At 69.1% G+C, this 16090-nt stretch carries 14 protein-coding genes and 3 tRNA genes; 12 read left to right on the top strand and 5 right to left on the bottom strand.

Annotated elements, in window-relative coordinates:
- Positions 1-31 precede the first annotated feature (31 nt).
- Positions 32-754, bottom strand: coding sequence for a hypothetical protein (locus ACN28F_RS23245; RefSeq protein ID WP_289210010.1), 723 nt, complete (start codon positions 752-754; stop codon positions 32-34).
- A 151-nt stretch (positions 755-905) separates the two neighbouring features.
- Here ACN28F_RS23245 and ACN28F_RS23240 point away from each other — a divergent pair, with 151 nt between their 5' ends.
- Together ACN28F_RS23240 and ACN28F_RS23235 are read left to right on the top strand one after the other, a co-directional pair.
- Positions 906-1931, top strand: coding sequence for an alpha/beta hydrolase (locus ACN28F_RS23240; protein WP_421359696.1), 1026 nt, complete (start codon positions 906-908; stop codon positions 1929-1931).
- A 101-nt stretch (positions 1932-2032) separates the two neighbouring features.
- A tRNA-Arg gene (locus ACN28F_RS23235) sits at positions 2033-2105 on the top strand.
- Between the two features lie 92 nt (positions 2106-2197).
- On the opposite strand, the gene ACN28F_RS23230 is transcribed toward ACN28F_RS23235, so the two are convergent.
- Together ACN28F_RS23230 and ACN28F_RS23225 are read right to left on the bottom strand one after the other, a co-directional pair.
- On the bottom strand, positions 2198-2596 hold the full coding sequence (locus tag ACN28F_RS23230; RefSeq protein WP_289210008.1) for a type II toxin-antitoxin system VapC family toxin: 399 nt from the start codon (positions 2594-2596) through the stop codon (positions 2198-2200).
- Entirely contained in the window at positions 2590-2853 is a 264-nt protein-coding gene (locus ACN28F_RS23225) for a type II toxin-antitoxin system Phd/YefM family antitoxin (RefSeq protein ID WP_353850527.1), read from the bottom strand. The genes ACN28F_RS23230 and ACN28F_RS23225 overlap by 7 nt, the downstream gene beginning before the upstream one ends.
- A gap of 295 nt (positions 2854-3148) precedes the next feature.
- Here ACN28F_RS23225 and ACN28F_RS23220 point away from each other — a divergent pair, with 295 nt between their 5' ends.
- The 10 genes from ACN28F_RS23220 (at position 3149) to yicI (ending at position 13092) form a co-directional block, all read left to right on the top strand.
- Positions 3149-3493 carry a hypothetical protein gene (locus tag ACN28F_RS23220; RefSeq protein WP_289210007.1) on the top strand — a complete coding sequence of 115 codons (345 nt, stop codon included), beginning with the start codon at positions 3149-3151 and terminating at the stop codon, positions 3491-3493.
- A gap of 422 nt (positions 3494-3915) precedes the next feature.
- Positions 3916-3997, top strand: a tRNA-Leu gene (locus ACN28F_RS23215).
- Between the two features lie 36 nt (positions 3998-4033).
- Positions 4034-4105, top strand: a tRNA-Arg gene (locus ACN28F_RS23210).
- Positions 4106-4196: 91 nt separating this feature from the next.
- Positions 4197-4883, top strand: coding sequence for a type II toxin-antitoxin system toxin DNA ADP-ribosyl transferase DarT (gene darT / locus ACN28F_RS23205; RefSeq protein ID WP_421359693.1), 687 nt, complete (start codon positions 4197-4199; stop codon positions 4881-4883).
- Between the two features lie 5 nt (positions 4884-4888).
- Positions 4889-5989 (top strand): type II toxin-antitoxin system antitoxin DNA ADP-ribosyl glycohydrolase DarG, encoded by a 1101-nt coding sequence (gene darG, locus ACN28F_RS23200; RefSeq protein ID WP_289210865.1) that lies wholly within the window; start codon positions 4889-4891, stop codon positions 5987-5989.
- Positions 5990-6400: 411 nt separating this feature from the next.
- Positions 6401-7513, top strand: coding sequence for a LacI family DNA-binding transcriptional regulator (locus ACN28F_RS23195; protein WP_289210005.1), 1113 nt, complete (start codon positions 6401-6403; stop codon positions 7511-7513).
- A gap of 36 nt (positions 7514-7549) precedes the next feature.
- Positions 7550-8845, top strand: coding sequence for an ABC transporter substrate-binding protein (locus ACN28F_RS23190; RefSeq protein WP_289210004.1), 1296 nt, complete (start codon positions 7550-7552; stop codon positions 8843-8845).
- Positions 8846-8927: 82 nt separating this feature from the next.
- Positions 8928-9947 (top strand): carbohydrate ABC transporter permease, encoded by a 1020-nt coding sequence (locus tag ACN28F_RS23185; RefSeq protein ID WP_289210003.1) that lies wholly within the window; start codon positions 8928-8930, stop codon positions 9945-9947.
- Complete coding sequence (locus ACN28F_RS23180; RefSeq protein WP_289210002.1) at positions 9947-10858, top strand: carbohydrate ABC transporter permease; 912 nt, start codon at positions 9947-9949, stop codon at positions 10856-10858. Before ACN28F_RS23185 ends, ACN28F_RS23180 begins: the two co-directional genes overlap by 1 nt.
- On the top strand, positions 10855-13092 hold the full coding sequence (gene yicI, locus ACN28F_RS23175) for an alpha-xylosidase (RefSeq protein ID WP_289210001.1): 2238 nt from the start codon (positions 10855-10857) through the stop codon (positions 13090-13092). Before ACN28F_RS23180 ends, yicI begins: the two co-directional genes overlap by 4 nt.
- 6 nt (positions 13093-13098) lie before the next feature.
- Here yicI and ACN28F_RS23170 read toward each other — a convergent pair whose 3' ends face one another.
- Together ACN28F_RS23170 and ACN28F_RS23165 are read right to left on the bottom strand one after the other, a co-directional pair.
- The gene (locus tag ACN28F_RS23170) at positions 13099-15621 is read right to left on the bottom strand and encodes an ABC transporter permease (RefSeq protein ID WP_421359689.1); all 2523 of its coding nucleotides are present in this window, start codon (positions 15619-15621) and stop codon (positions 13099-13101) included.
- 1 nt (position 15622) lies between these two features.
- Positions 15623-16060, bottom strand: coding sequence for a hypothetical protein (locus tag ACN28F_RS23165; RefSeq protein WP_289209999.1), 438 nt, complete (start codon positions 16058-16060; stop codon positions 15623-15625).
- Between the last annotated feature and the right edge of the window lie 30 nt (positions 16061-16090).

The following is a 16090-nucleotide window of genomic DNA, read 5'->3' as shown; positions in this document are numbered from 1 at the left end:
TCAGCCGGGCAGGTCAGCGGCGCGGTGGCGGTCAGCCGGGCAGCATGCCCGGCTTGACCACGCCGAGGACGGTGGCGACGACGACCATCGCCCAGACGAAGAAGACCCACGGGACGGCACGCGCGATCGAACCGCTGATCGCCCGCTCGGTCGACGGTGTCGAACCGTCGGACATCAGCCGGGCGAACGCCGGTCCGAAGGGCCGCAGGGTGACCCGGATCATCAGCCCGCCGACGATGCACAACGCGTACGCGGCGACCTTACCGGCGAGCCACCGTGGGTTGCTGTCCACTCCGAACGGTGCGTTGGCGACCAGCGTGTAGCCGGCGGCCGCGAGCAGCACGGCGGCGACGCCGATCCGCACGAGGACGTCCGCCCGTTGGGCAAGACCGCCGGAGGGTCCCCGGAACGCCGTGAGCATCACCGCGAGCCAGCCGAGGCCCATCAGCCAGGCGACGGCCAGCGGCCAACCGGCAAAGATGTCCGCGCCGAGGTCACTGGCGGCCATCAGGGTCACCCCGCTGGGCAGCATCAGCACCAGGCAGATCCGGGGCGACAGGTCGACCACGTGCATGATCTTCGCCGCCACGGCCCGACCGGCCGGCGACACGGTCGGGTCCACGATGAACCGGCTGGCGTAGAAGACACCAAGATCGGTGCCGAGCCAGAAGGTCAACAGCAACAGGTGCAGCAGGATCGCGACGCTGTGCAAATCGAATCCGGACACCGGCTCGATGGCCTGGGCCACGCTCATCACGGTTCCTCCCGTCACCGCGCCCCTGGTTTGTGGAACGCCGTTCCAAGTTATCGGAGGCGACGTGGCGGCACCATCGGCCGGACGGGGTCGTCCCGGCCACCGGGCGTGCCGTACCCGCAGGTAACCGATCGGCGGTACGGTCGAGCCCGTGCAGCCTGACATTCTCGGACCGCCGTACGAGCAGCAGGTCATCGAGCTGGACCCGGACGACGAAGGCCCGGTCGTCGCGACCCTGGTCCGCCGCCGCGCCGACCGCCCCGCCGGACGTGCGGTGCTCTACCTGCACGGCTTCATCGACTACTTCTTCCAGACCCACCTGGCCGACCACTTCGTCCGTGGCGGCTGGGACTTCTACGCCCTCGACCTGCGCAAGTACGGCCGCAGTCTGCTACCGCACCAGACCCCCAACTTCTGCCGCGACCTCAGCGACTACTTCCCGGAACTCGACGCCGCCGCCCGGATCATCCGGGAACAGGACGGCAACGAGACGCTGCTGGTCAACGGCCACTCCACCGGTGGCCTGATCGCCACCATCTGGGCCGACGCCCGTGCCAGCCAGGGCGTCGCCCCGGACGGACTGTTCCTCAACAGCCCGTTCTTCGACCTCAACGCCCCCTGGCTGGTCCGCCGACCGCTGGCGGCGGCCGTCCGCCGCCTCACCCACCGCACCCCCTACCGCGTCGTCCCGGTCGGGCTCTCCGGGGTGTACGGGCAGAGCGTGCACGCCTCCCAGCGGGGAGAGTGGGACTACGACCTGACGTGGAAGCCACTGGCCGGCTTCCCGGTACGGGCCGGCTGGCTGGCCGCGATCCAACGCGCCCAACGGCAGTTGCGCGCCGGACTGCAGATCACCGCGCCGATCCTGCTGGCCTGCTCGTCCCGCTCCTACCGCAGCCGGCGGTGGCACGACGCGGCCACCCTCGCCGACGCGGTCCTCGACGTCGAACACATGGCCCGCTGGGCACCACGGCTCGGCCGGCACGTCACCGTCGTACGCATCGACGGCGGCCTGCACGACCTGACCCTCTCCCGCCAACCGGCCCGTGACGAGTTGTTCAGCGAGCTGGACCGCTGGCTGCGGGCGTACTTCACCAGCGAACCGACCGGGCCGGACCCGGCCCAGCCGGTCGAGGCCCGACGGCCGGTCGACCGAGGCCTACCGGAGACCGACTGACCAGGGAACCGACCTCCCGACACCACCCATGCCGGCTTCGTGGCCACTCGTCACGACCACCAGCGGCCACTACTATGTGCACGCCAGCCGAAGATCGCCACGCGCCCGTAGCTCAGCGGATAGAGCAGGGGACTTCTAATCCCAAGGTCGTAGGTTCGAACCCTACCGGGCGCACTTGATCTCTCACACGGACTCACAACCGCAGGTCAAAGCCCATCCAGCTGGGGCACCTCCGGTCATCGGCAGCAGCCCTGTGCTGTCGTTGCTCAGATTTTGAGCACGGTCAAGCCGGGCATCACGTCGTAGTCGGTGTCCTGTGTGGCCAGCGGGAGGTTGTGCGCCAATGCTGTGGCGGCGATCCAGCTGTCGTTGATCGGAGCCTTGCGGCCTTCGGCGCGCAGTTTCGCCACCAGCAGCGCCCACGCGTCGCTGACCCGTTCGTCGATGGGCAGCGGCTGGAACTGTCTAGCCAGCTCATAGGTGGCCAGACGCCGGGAGGCGGCATCGGGATTGTGGCTGGCGCTGACGACTCCGAGGCGGAGTTCACCCAGGGTGATCACGGACACGCCCAAGTCCAGACCGACAAGTGCCTGATCATCGAAGCGGCGCGCCTCCAGACCGATGAACAGCGACGTGTCGGCGACGGCGCGGCGTGGCGCTACCACGGCAGGTCGTCGGTGGTGTCGGTCAGAGTGTCTCGCAGTTCGTCCCTCATGCCGGTGTGGTCAGGCCCAAGCGCGCTGATCCGCGCCAAGATTTCGGTTGCCGGTATCCATTGGCGGCGGGCGTGTAGCGGGACGAGCCTGGCCACTGGTCGATTGTTGTGCAGAATCTCTATCTCCTCACCCGCCTCGACGCGGCGTAGGACCTCCGCAGTGTGGTTGCGCAGGTCACGCGAGGGAATCACGCTCGTAGCCGGCATGCTACGAGCGTAGCCGAGTACCGGCAGCCTGTCCACCGGCATGGATTGGCACCCAGCCCGGCAAGATCCGCAGGGGGCGGTCATTTCAAGAGATGAGCCCGGCGGCCGCGACCCGCGTGTCCAGCGCCACCCGGACGAGGCCGGCGGCGGGGAATCGTCCCGGTCAGGTAGTGACACTTCGTACAGCCATCAGCCGAACAGGTGCCGCACGGCCTCGTCGACCGCCGCCCGCCCGATCTCCGGGGTCGGCCGCCGTGCGGTCCGAGCTTCCGACCGCCCCGCCTACCCTCACCGGATGAGCATCGACGGCGAGCTGAGCCCATCAGCCACCACCGACGGCTGGGTTCTCACGACGAACGTCCGCGCCCTGATCGAGTCGCTCGCCGAACTGGTTCACTACGAGGCCGACGACTGGGACTGGGACGCCATCGCATCCGGACTCGACGCCACCGACGCCGACGACCCGCACAGGTGGTACGACTATCCGCTCATCGGCACCAGCGCACTCCGCCTGGAGCTGGCCAACGACCTCGGCTCCACGATTACCTCGGCACGGATCCGTCACCCGTCCGGCGAGGCCCTGACCGCCCGCATCGAAACCATCGTGTCGATGCTGGCTCGCTATCAAGTCACCTCATGAGTACCCGGCCGAGCCGGGTTGTCGGCCCGCTCGACGATCCCGAATACCCGGCCAGGCAGCGCAGGGCGAGCTGAGGCGGCCCAACGCGAAAATCGGTGGACCCGCCCGCCAGAGAGGCCTACGGTTCGAGTCAGCAACACGCAACGGCCATCGGGACGAGCATGCCACAGGGGCAGCTATGAGGAAGCCGGAAATGCGGCGAGAGCGACGTGCGTCGCTCGGTCTGCCGCATCGCCCTCATGGCCAGCTTGCCATGTCGGCCGCCGTGGCCGACCGCCGCCGTTGACCGGCTGAGCGACGACGCGACGCATCGCCGACTCCACCGTTGCCAGCTGGCCGCATGCACCAGCACCCTCTATGACTTCCCGCCACTCGTCGCCGGACCCGTACCCGGCGACTCCTCTTCAGCAGCGACGCGCCACGTGCCCGTGGTGGAACCGGTAGACACGCCGCGCTCAGAACGCGGTGCCGCAAGGCATGGGAGTTCGACTCTCCCCGGGCACACGACACTGGTCAGTGCCGGCGGCACCGACCGGCACACCCTCGTAGCTCAGTGGACAGAGCACGTGACTACGAATCACGGGGTCGGACGTTCGATTCGTCCCGAGGGCACACCATCATCGTCCAGTTCAGGCACAAGCACCGTCTGCACCCTCCGATAGACTCCCGTACTCGCAGTCACATCAGCGGAGGTTCGGAACGGATGTCTTCAGCAGCACCGACGTCCGTACGGGATCGATGGATCTTACACTTCACGCACGTGGAGAACCTTCCAATCATCGCCGCGACGGGTCGGTTGGCCTGCGATGTGTCCGCCCGTGCCGGCCTTACCCGCACGGAGGTCGGTGATCCAGCGATCAAGGACTCCCGCCGCCGGCGGCAGATTCCAATCGGTCCGCGTGGATACGTTGGGGATTACGTTCCGTTCTACTTTGCCCCACGTTCGCCCATGATGTATCGGATCGCCTGCGACCACCGTGACAGCATCCCTGGACGGTACGCGGGCGGCGACCGTCATCTTGTCTACCTGGCCGCGACAGTCGGGGCCGTTGTCGACGCCGGCCTGGCATGGGTTGCGACCGATGGCAACGCCGCGAACGCAGCCACCACGTTCACGACTACCCTCGATGAGTTGGACAGCATGGTGGACTGGCCACTGATGTTCGCAGAGCGTTGGAACAGCACCGACGACGACCCGGACCGCCAGCGCCGCCGGATGGCGGAGTTCCTGGTGCACAGGGAAGTGCCCTTGGCTGTGTTCCAGCAGGTAGCAGCGTACGATTTGGCACACGCGGCCCAAGCGCGAGCAACGCTGGGTGACCATCACCTAGCTTCACGTGTGGCTGTCGTACCCGCGTGGTACTACGGATTCCAACGACCTGGGGGGTGACGGAGATGATCGAGGATGGCCATGGCAACCTCCTCACCGCCGACACCGATGCCCTCGTCAACACGGTCAACACGGTCGGAGTGATGGGCAAGGGCATCGCCCTGCAGTTCAAACGCGCCTACCCCGAGAATTTTCGCTCTTATCAAGCTGCCTGCAAGCGTGGCGAGGTTCGATTGGGTCGAATGTTCCTCGTCGATCGCGGCATCATCGGCCCTCGGCGATACATCATAAACTTCCCGACAAAGAAGCACTGGCGTAATCCCTCGAAAATGGAAGACATTCGCGCTGGCCTGGCAGACCTCGTCGATGTCGTCTCGCGGTACGAGATCCGCTCGATCGCGATCCCGGCGCTTGGCTGCGGGAACGGCGGCCTGGACTGGGCCGAGGTCCGACCACTGATAGAGGATGCATGTCGGAGGATGCCCCAGATCCGCGCCGTGGTATACGCTCCAGAAGGAGCACCCCCGCCCGAGAGCATGCCGGACGCCACACCACGCCCCAAACTGACCGAGCTACGTGCCTTGCTGATAGCTGCAGTCGGTGCGTATCTGGACCGCGCCAGGTTGCAGGAATTCCGTGATGGCATCAGCGAGCTAGAGGTGCAGAAGCTGGCTTACCTCTTGCAAATCGCTGGCGCACCGCTCAATCTTAAATTCGTCCGTGGACGCTACGGACCGTACTCCGAGGGCCTGACGCGCGTCTTGGCCACGCTGGAAGGCCACTTCCTCACCAGCCTCGGTGACAGGTCAGCGCGGGTAACTGAATTCGCGCCCATCAGACCCCTGACTGGCAGCTACGAAGCGGCCAAAGAGTCAGTAAAGACGAATCCCAAAAACCTCTCTCAGCTAAATTTGGTGCTCGATGTCGTCGACGGCTTCGAATCACCATACAGTCTCGAACTTCTTGCTACTGTGCATTTCGCGGCCGTGCAACCGCCACCCACCGGCGACGTCGCAGAGCTCACCAGCCGCGTTACGGCATGGAGCCTGCGAAAGGCCCGTCTATTCACCGACGCACATGTCCAGCTAGCCGCCGCACGACTGGCTGAGCATCGCCTTCTGCCCGATTGGTCCGGGATGGGACAGACGAGTCGACCTGCACGGTAGGACGGGGATCGCGCAACCGGACGGCTCGACTCGTTCTACCGCAAACGTCAGCGGCGCCCAGGGCCTGGTGGTAGGTCGGCATCCGGCGGACCGTCCAGCGGTACCGGCAACCGTTGACAACGATCGGCCGACGCCCCCCGCTTGACGACCGCCACCGAGGCACCTCCTCCGTCTCCACAACAGCGCCGCCAGCCATACAGCCGAGGCACGCTGCCAGCGCGGACGTCGGCCGGCAGTCACGGACGAAGGTGCCGACGCGGACCTGTCATTGCCTATTGACGTGGCCGTAACACGTGGCCTACGTTCTGTCGAACCGCTTCGTCGAAGCGATTCGACGAAGCGCACGGGGCCCACCCATCCGGCCACCGGCCGGGCGAACCGGGCCCGACGCGACACGCAGGGAGGTGTCCGATGGCCACCATGCAGGACGTCGCACGCCTCGCTCAGGTGTCGGCCAGCACGGTGTCGTACGTGCTCACCGGCACCCGGCCGATCTCCCCGGCGACCCGGGACAAGGTGCTGGCCGCCATGGCCCAGCTCGGCTACCAGCCCAACGCGATGGCCCGGGGGCTGGCCAGCCGGCGCAGCCGCATCCTCGGCCTGCTGATGCCGATGGACGAGCGGGGGCTCGGCGCCACCGAGACGGCGTTCGTCACCGGTGCGGCGGCCGCAGCCGGCGCGGCCGGCTACCACCTGGTGCTCTCGCCCATCGGCGCGGGCGACCTCGATGAGCTGCGCCGTCTCGCCAGCCAGCGGATGCTCGACGGCGCGCTGCTGATGGAGGTGCAGCTGCACGATCCCCGGGTGGAGGTGCTGCGGGAGATCGGCGTACCGCAGGTGTTGATCGGCCGCACCGCCGACACCACCGGCTTGTCGTACGTCGATATCGACTTCGACCGGACGGTCCGGGACGCGGTCGGCTACCTGGTCGGCCTGGGCCACCGCCGGATCGTCTACGTCAACCATTCCGCCGACGCGGTTGCCGCAGGCTACGGCCCGGCGCTGCGGACCCGCGACGCGTTCACCGCCGCGATGGCCGACCACGGCCTGACGCCGCTGACGACCTTCGCCGAGGACAGCGCGGCCGGGGGCCGAGCCGCGCTGGCCACCGCCCTGCGGCTGGCGCCCGACCTGACCGCGATTCTCGCCATGAACGAGAGTGCCGTCTTCGGCCTGCTCGGCGAGCTGACCGCCCGGGGCCGGACCGTGCCCGACGACGTCTCGGTCGTCTCCATGGTCACCTCGCCCCAGGTCGCCGACCTGGCGACGCCGGCGTTGACCGCCATGAACTCACCCGGCTCGGCACTGGGCCGGATCGCCATCGAGACGCTGCTGCGGCACGTCGACGGTGGCAGCGACGAAGTCCACCAGCAACTACTGCCGTGCACGTTGGAGATCCGAGGGTCCAGCGGGTCTCCGCGTACCCGAAGCGACACCGCGCGCGACGACGGGGCCGGCGGCGACCCGCCGACCCCCGACACCGAAGTAGCCCGCCGCCGCGCTGGCACGCGGCGACGGGCTTGAGGAGTACCGGCTAGATACTCATCAGGGAGATTAGCAATGCGACGATTTCACAGAGTAGCCACGGCGGTCGTGGTGGCCGCGCTCACGGCGACCGGGCTGACCGCCTGCGGCGACGACACGGCCGACGGCGAGGCGAACGTTCTCAAGCTCTGGCACTACGAGAGCGAGAACAGCGCGATGGGCATCGGCTGGGACCGGGCGATCGAGATCTTCGAGGAGGAGCACCCCGGGGTGGAGGTGCGCTTCGAACGCAAGGCGTTCGAGCAGATCCAGCAGAACGCGGGCATGATCATCAACTCCGATGAGGGCCCGGACATCATGGAGTACAACAAGGGCAACGCCACCGCCGGCCTGCTCTCCTCGCAGGGGCTGCTCGCCGACCTCACCGAGGAGGCGACCGCCCGCGGCTGGGACACCGCACTCAGCCCCAGCCTGCAGACCACCGCCCGGTACGACAACGGGGTGATGGGTTCGGGCGCCTGGTACGGCGTACCCAACTACGGCGAGTACGTGATGGTCTACTACAACACGGAGCTCTTCGCCGAGCACGGGGTGAGCGTCCCGACCACCCTGGCCGAGATGACCGCCGCGATGGACACCTTCGTCGACGCGGGCATCACCCCGCTGGGCATGTCCGGTGCCGAGTACCCGGCCGGGCAGCTCTTCTACCTGCTCGCCCTCTCCCGCGCCGACCGGGGCTTCGTCGACGACTACCAGCTCTACGAGAACCCGGTCGACTTCCAGGCCGACCCGCTGCGCTACGGCGCCCAGACCTTCGCCGAGTGGGTCGAGAAGGGCTACATCGCCAGCGACTCGGCCAGCCTCAAGGCCGAGGACATGGGCACCGCGTTCATCGCCGGCGACGTACCGATGATCGTCTCCGGTAGCTGGTGGTTCGGCCGGTTCAAGAGCGAGATCAGCTACGACTGGGACACCTTCCTCTTCCCCGGCACCACCCTGCACCCCGGCTCCTCGGGCAACATCTGGGTCGTCCCGGAGTCCAGCAAGGCCAAGACCCTGGCGTACGACTTCATCGACATCACCCTGCGGCCGGAGATCCAGGCGTTGATCGGCAACAACGGCGGGGTGCCGGTGGCCGGTGACCCGGCGACGATCAGCGACGAGAAGGACCGCAAGCTGGTCGAGAACTTCAACACCATCAGCGCTCAGGACGGCCTCGCCTTCTACCCGGACTGGCCGGTGCCGGGCTACTACGACGTGCTGGTCTCCGGCCTGCAGGGGCTGATCAACCAGTCCAGGTCGCCCGAGGAGGTCCTCGACGCGATCGCCAAGCCCTATCAGGACGGCGTCGCGGAGATCACGCGCGACTGAGCGGCGGTCGGGACGGGCGCGCGCCCGGCGTACTCCGGTCGATCCGGTCACCGTGCGCCCGTCCCGCCGTGGAGGAACCCCCATGGCAGTTCCCGAGACCGTCACCGCCGCCGGGCGGACGACGGCGTCACCCTCAGCCACGTCACCCCCGGCCCAGTCACCCCCGACCCCGACCAATCCGACCCGGGGCGGCCGGTCCGCGCGCCGGCCCGGCGGACGCGGGACCGTGTACTGGCTCTACCTGCTGCCCGGCGTGCTGCTGTTCCTGCTCGTCATCGGCGGTCCACTCGGCTACACCGGCTACCTCTCGCTGACCAGGTGGTCCGGCGTGGGTGAGCCCCGGTTCACCGGCCTGACCAACTACCGGAACCTGCTCACCGACGACGTCTTCTGGACCTCGTTCCAGAACACGGTAGCGATGATCATCGCGATGGTGGTGCTGCCCACCCTGATCGGGCTGGTACTCGCCGCGGTGCTCTTCGACACCATCGGACGCCGGTTCCGTCCCCGCACCGCCGCCGCGCTGCGCGCCGCCTTCTACCTGCCGCAGGTGCTCCCGGTCGTGGTGGCCGGCATCATCTGGGGCTGGATTCTGCGCCCCGACGGGGCACTCAACGGGCTGCTCGACGCGGTCGGGCTCGGCGCGTTGGGGCACGACTGGCTCGGCGACCCGGACAGCGCACTGCCGGTGGTGATGGCCGTGATGATCTGGGTGCAGCTCGGCTACCCGGTGGTCGTCTTCATGGCGGCGCTGGAGCGGGTCAACCCGGAACTGTACGAGGCGGCCGAGATCGACGGTGCCGGCTGGTGGCAGCGGTTCCGGTCGATCACCCTGGCGCAGATCCGCCCGGAGACCTTCGTGGTCGGCCTCACCTGCACCATCGCCGCGATGAAGGTGTTCGGCCCGATCTACGCGCTGACCCGTGGTGGCCCGGAGAACGCCACGAACGTGCCGTCCTACTTCGCCTACTACACGTTCTTCAAGCGGCTGGAGGTCGGCTACGGATCGGCGATCTCGATGGTGCTGACCCTGATCATCGTCCTGATAGCGGTGGGCTTCCTCGTGGCACAGCACCGCGCCGAACGCCGGGGAGGGCTCTGATGGCCGTCGTACCCGCCATGCCCGACACCGACCGCGTACGCCGGCCGGTACGCCGGCCCGGCCGGGCCCGGCGGCCCGCGGACCGGCACCACCGTGGGGTCAGCCGCTGGATCGTGCTCGCCCTCGTCGGCGCGGCCGCGCTCGTCATGCTGGTGCCGTTCGCGTTCATGCTGCTCAACGCCTTCAAGGCGCCGGGCGACTACTCCACCAACGGGCCGCTGTCCTGGCCGACCGAGTTCTACACCACCGGTCTGCGCACCTACTGGGAGCAGGTCGACTACCCGGTCAAGTTGTGGAACTCGATCCTCATCTCCGGCTCCGTCGCGGTCCTCGCCGTACTCGTCTCGCTGCTCAGCGCGTACGCGCTCGGCATCGGCCGGGTCCGTGGCCGGCTCTGGATCGTCGGCGTCTTCCTGCTGGCCAACATGCTTCCGCAGGAGGCGCTGGTCTACCCGCTCTACCACTTCGCCAAGGAGGCGGGGCTCTACAACACCCGGCTGGCCGTGATTATCATCTTCACCGTCATCCAGGCCGCGTTCGGCACCTACCTGCTCTCCTCGGTGCTCGGCACCTTCCCCCGCCAGCTGCTGGAGGCCGCCGCGCTCGACGGCGCCGGCACCTGGCGAATCCTCTGGCGGGTGGTGCTGCCCAACATCCGCTCCACCATCTCGGTGCTGCTGGTCTTCTTCTTCATCTGGACCTGGAACGAGTTCCTCATCCCGTTGGTCATGCTGATCGACAACCAGACCCAGACCGTCCCGGTCGCGCTCGCCTCGTTGCAGGGCGACCGGCTGATGGACGCGCCCACCACCAACGCCGGAGCGCTGCTGAGCATCCTTCCGGCGATCATCTTCTTCGTCATCTTCCAGCGCACCCTCGCGCGCGGCGTCACGGCAGGAGCCGACAAGTGAAGTTCACCGACGGGTACTGGCAGTTGCGTCCCGGGGTCAGCGTGCTGCGCCCCGGCACGGTGGAGTCGGTGGAGGTGGAACCGGACGGACGCGCGCTGACCGTCTTCGCGCCGATCGGGAAGATCACCGGACGCGGGGACACCCTCAACCGCCCGGTGATCACCGTACGGTTCTTCTCCCCCGCCCCCGGCGTGGCCGGGGTGACCATCGGACACCACTCCGGCGGCCTGCCCAAACAGCCCCGGTTCGCGGTCGCCGACCGCACCGACCATCCGGTGCAGGTGACCGTCACCGGGCTCAGCGCGCAGCTGACCACCGGCGAGTTGACCGTCCGGGTGGCGCTGACCGGGCCGTGGCGGGTCGACTTCCGGCGGGGCGACCGGCTGGTCACCTCCTCCTCCGAACGCAGCATCGGCGTGGTGACCGACGCGCAGGGGCACACCTACGTGCACGAACGGCTGGCGCTGGGCGTCGGCGAGACCATCTACGGGCTGGGCGAGCGGTTCGGGGCGTACGTCAAGAACGGCCAGACCGTCGACATCTGGAACGCCGACGGCGGCACCGCCAGCGAACAGGCGTACAAGAACGTGCCCTTCTATCTCAGCGGCGCCGGCTACGGGGTGTTCGTGGACCACCCCGAGCATGTGTCGTTCGAGGTCGGCTCCGAAGTGGTCTCGCAGACCCAGTTCAGCGTGCCGGGCCAGTCGCTCACCTACTACCTGTTCGACGGACCCACCCCCAAGGACGTGCTGCGCCGGTACACCGCGCTGACCGGCCGGCCGGCCCGGGTGCCGGCCTGGTCGTACGGGCTCTGGCTCTCCACCTCGTTCACCACCTCGTACGACGAGAAGACGGTCACCGAGTTCATCGACGGGATGGCCGAACGGGACCTGCCGCTGTCGGTGTTCCACTTCGACTGCTTCTGGATGCGGCAGTTCCACTGGGTCGACTTCATCTGGGACCCGGCGACCTTCCCCGACCCTGAGGGGATGCTGCGCCGGCTGCACGAGCGCGGCCTGAAGGTCTGCGTCTGGATCAACCCGTACATCGCCCAACGGTCGTACCTGTTCGAGGAGGGCCGCAAGGCCGGCTACCTGGTCCGCAACCCGGACGGTTCCATCTGGCAGTGGGACAAGTGGCAGGCCGGCATGGCGCTCGTCGACTTCACCAACCCGGCGGCGGCGCAGTGGTACGCGGGCAAGCTGAAGGTCCTGCTCGACATGGGCGTGGACTGCTTCAAGACCGACTTCGGCGAACGCATCCCGACCGAGGTCGTCTGGCACGACGGATCCGACCCGCAACGGATGCACAACTACTACTCGTACCTCTACAACAAGGCCGTCTTCGAACTGCTGGAGGCCGAGCGCGGACCGGGCGAGGCGGTGCTCTTCGCCCGGTCGGCGACCGCCGGCGGCCAGCAGTTCCCGGTGCACTGGGGCGGCGACTGCGAGTCCACCTTCGTGGCGATGGCCGAGTCGCTGCGCGGCGGCCTGTCCCTGGCCGCGTCCGGCTTCGGCTACTGGAGCCACGACATCGGCGGCTTCGAGGGCACGCCGGACCCGGCCGTCTTCAAGCGTTGGATCGCCTTCGGGATGCTCTCCTCGCACTCACGGCTGCACGGCTCCGGCTCGTACCGGGTGCCGTGGGCGTACGACGACGAGGCGGTCGACGTGCTGCGCCGCTTCACCCGGCTCAAGCTGAGCCTCATCCCGTACCTGGCGGCGGCGGCCGAGGAGGCCCACCGCGACGGCGTACCGGTGATGCGGCCGATGATCGTGGAGTTCCCGGACGACCCGGCCACCGCGTACCTCGACCGGCAGTACATGCTCGGCCCCGACCTGCTCGTCGCCCCGGTGATGAGCGCGGACGGACAGGTCACCTACTACCTGCCCGCCGGCACCTGGACCCACCTGATGACCGGCGCCCAGGTCACCGGCCCGGGGTGGATCACCGAGAAGCACGGGTTCGACAGCGTACCCGTGCTGGCCCGGCCCGGCGCGGTCATCCCGTTCGGGGCGGTCACCGACCGGCCCGACTACCCCTGGGCCGACGGGGTGACGCTGCGGCTGTACGCGCCGGCACCGGGCCAGCGGACCCGGGTACGGGTACCCGCCCCCGACGGTGGCCCCGGTGCGGAGTTCGAGGTGCGCTACCAGGATGGAACGGCCACCGTGGACCTGGTAGCGGGCCACTCGTCGGGTTACCACTGCGAGGTGGTGCGGGTGGCGACGTGACCGGGCTCAGTCCGGGGTGCCGATGGCGGCGACCGGGCTGACCCGGGCGGCCCGGCGGGCCGGCGACAGCCCGGCCAGCGCGGTGATGGCGCCCAGGGCTGCGACGATCACCAGCAGCTGGCCCGCCGGCAGCGCCAGCGGGGTGCCCAACTGCAGTGCCTCGATCGTCAGCCAGGCCAGCGGTACGCCCAGGGCAAGGCCGAGCACCGCACCGACGATCCCGTACATGCCGGATTCCAGCAGGATCATCGCCCGTAGCCGGGGGCGGCTGAGGCCGAGCGCCCGCAGCAGGCCGACCTCCTGGGTGCGTTCCAGCACCGACAACGCGGTGGTGGTGCCGACCCCGACGACCGCTATCGCCACGGTCAGGGCAAGCAGTCCGAGCGCGATCAGGAACAGCGACGACACCTCTGACTCGACGGTCTCCCGGTAATCCGCCATCACCCCCACGTCGGCACCGTTGGCGACCGCGAGCTGCCGTACGGCGGCCACTGTCGCGCCGTGGTCGCCGCCGGCGAAGTCGGCCAGCACCCCGGTCTCGGTGGGGTCGGTGCCACCGAGCAGAGCCAGGTCGCCCGAGGTCAGCACCACATCGGTGTCCAGCGGTGCACGGCCGCCGAGCACCGCCGTGACGGTGACGCTCACCTGCCCTGCGTCACCGGTCAGGGTGATCTGGTCGCCGACGTCGGCCGACAGGTCCTCGGCCAGGTTCTGCCCGAGCACCGCCTGCCCCGGCCCGACGTTGGTCAACGTGCCGTCGTCGACGGCCAGCGCCGCCATCCGGGGCAGCGCGTCGAGGTCGATGGTGACAGCCGTGTACGAGAACTGGTCGATGTTGAACGAGAGCAGCTCCATCGGGGTGACGTGGCGGAGTTCCGCCATCGCCCGCAACTGGTCGACGACCGCCGGGGTGAGCGGCTGGTCGCTGCCGACCACCATCAGATCGGCCGGGGCGCGGGCGGCCATCGTCTGGTCGGTGAAGGCTCGCAGGCTGGCGGCACCGACCGCCGCGCCGCCGACGAGGGCCACCCCCAGGGCGACCACCACCGAGACTGCGGCGGCCCGGCGCGGCACCCCGCCGATCGTGCTCACCGCGAGGGTGCCGACCGGCCTGAGCTTGCGCAGCGGCCAGCCGACGACTGCCAGCACCGGCCGGATCAGCAGTGGTCCGAGTGCGACGAGCGCACCGAACGCGAAGGCGCCGATCCCGACGATGCCCAGCAGCGTCCCGGCCGAATCCGGTGCCTCCGGCGCCGAGACGCGGGAGATGGTCGACGCGACCGTGGCGGCCGACGCGGCGGCCAGCAGCAGCCCGACGAGCAGGCGCCCGGCACTGATTCCCGACTCGGCGGTCACCGTGCCGGCGCTGCGCAACGCCTGCAGCGGCGGTACGTTCGCGGCGGCCAGCGCCGGCACCAGTCCCGCGCCGGCGGTCAGCACGACCGCCCCGACGACGACCGCCACCAGGGCTCCGACCGGCACCTCGGGCAGGGAGACCTGCTGGCCCGCGGCGGCGAGCGCCGGTGCGGCCAGCCCGAGGCCGACCGCGAGCAGCACCCCGACGGTGCCGGCGAGCAGACCGACCAGCGCACCTTCGATGGTCAGCGCCACGACCAGTTGCCGGCGGTGGGCGCCGATCAGGCGCAGCAACGCCAGCTGGCCCATCCGCTGGGCGAACACGATGCGGAACGTCGACGAGGCGACCAGCAGGGCGGCGACCACGGCGACGGCCAGGAACATCGCGGCGAGCGCGAAGACCTGGTCGAAGCGGGCCACGGCCTCCTGTGCCTCGGCCAGCCGTTTCGATTCGCCGGGTGCCGCGCTGGGGTACAGCTGCGGGTCGACCCGGTCGAGGTAGTTGAGGATCTCGTCCGAGAGCCCGCCGACGTCGGTCCCCGGCGCGGCGGCGACGTCGATCCGACCCCAGCCGACCGGGGTCGTCGTCACCGTCGCGAGCAGCGTGTCCGGCGTGTACGCCCGCTCCCAGTTGGCGTCCGGGCCGTCGACGACGCCGGTCACCGTCGCCGTTGTCGGCGCGGCGGTCGGGTCGCCGCCGTACAGCCGAAGGGTGCTGCCGGGGGCGATGCCGAGCCGGTCGACGGCGCGCTGGTTGACGGCGATCTCGCCGCCCGCTGTCGGGTACCGTCCGGTGAGCAGCGTGGTCCGCGCCAGCGGTCCGGCGCCGGGGTCGGTGACCAGCAGGATCGACGTGCCGGCAGACGGTTCACCCACCCCGAGCTGGACCTCGTCGCGGCCGACGGCCTGGCTGACGCCCGGGAACGCGGCGATCGCGGCCCGCTGCTCGTCGGCGATCAGGGTGCCGTTCACGGTGACCACCAGGCTGGCACCGGGTGGGGTGTCGCTGAAGGTGTCCAGCGTGGTGCGGGCGACGATCTCGTAGGCGAGCATGGCACCGGCCACCACGAACGCGGCGACCAGCACCGACAGGCCGGTGAGCAGCAGGCGGCCGGGTCGGGTCAGGATGCCGCGCAGCTGGGTACGTGGCACGGCGGTGTTGACGACACTCATCTCAGAAGGCCAGCTCAGGGAAGGTCAGCTTGACGCCGCTGCTTGCGCAGTGGCCCTCGGCGTTACTGCGCGCCTCGCTGATCTGCTCCTTGGTCGGACGCTCGCCCGCGCCGGTCGCCTTGACCCGGGACCAGTGGATGAACCGGCCGACCTCAGTGCTGATCCCCTGATCGACGAACTGGGCGTAGCGAATCTTGCGCAGGTCCTGTTCCCACTGCTCGGCCTCGGCCGGTTCGCTCGGTGGGTTCTTCGTCTGGTCGAGCAACTGCTGGGCGAGCCGGCAGTCGGCGGCTGACGCCTGGGTCGGCCCGAACTGCTGCTGCCACAGGTAGTTGACGCCGAACGCGACAGCGGCCAGCACCGCGACGGTCACCACGCCGAGGATGATCAGTCGCAGCGCGGCGGGGCGGCGGGTTCCGGTGTCAATCTGGGTGCTCATCAGGTGCCTTCCGATGGTCGGGGTTCGCAA

Origin of the sequence: Solwaraspora sp. WMMA2101, from assembly GCF_049179175.1 — a bacterium.
Taxonomy (GTDB): Bacteria; Actinomycetota; Actinomycetes; order Mycobacteriales; family Micromonosporaceae; genus Micromonospora_E.
Note: the sequence above shows the minus strand (reverse complement) of the source record. Positions and strands in the feature narration are given on the sequence as shown.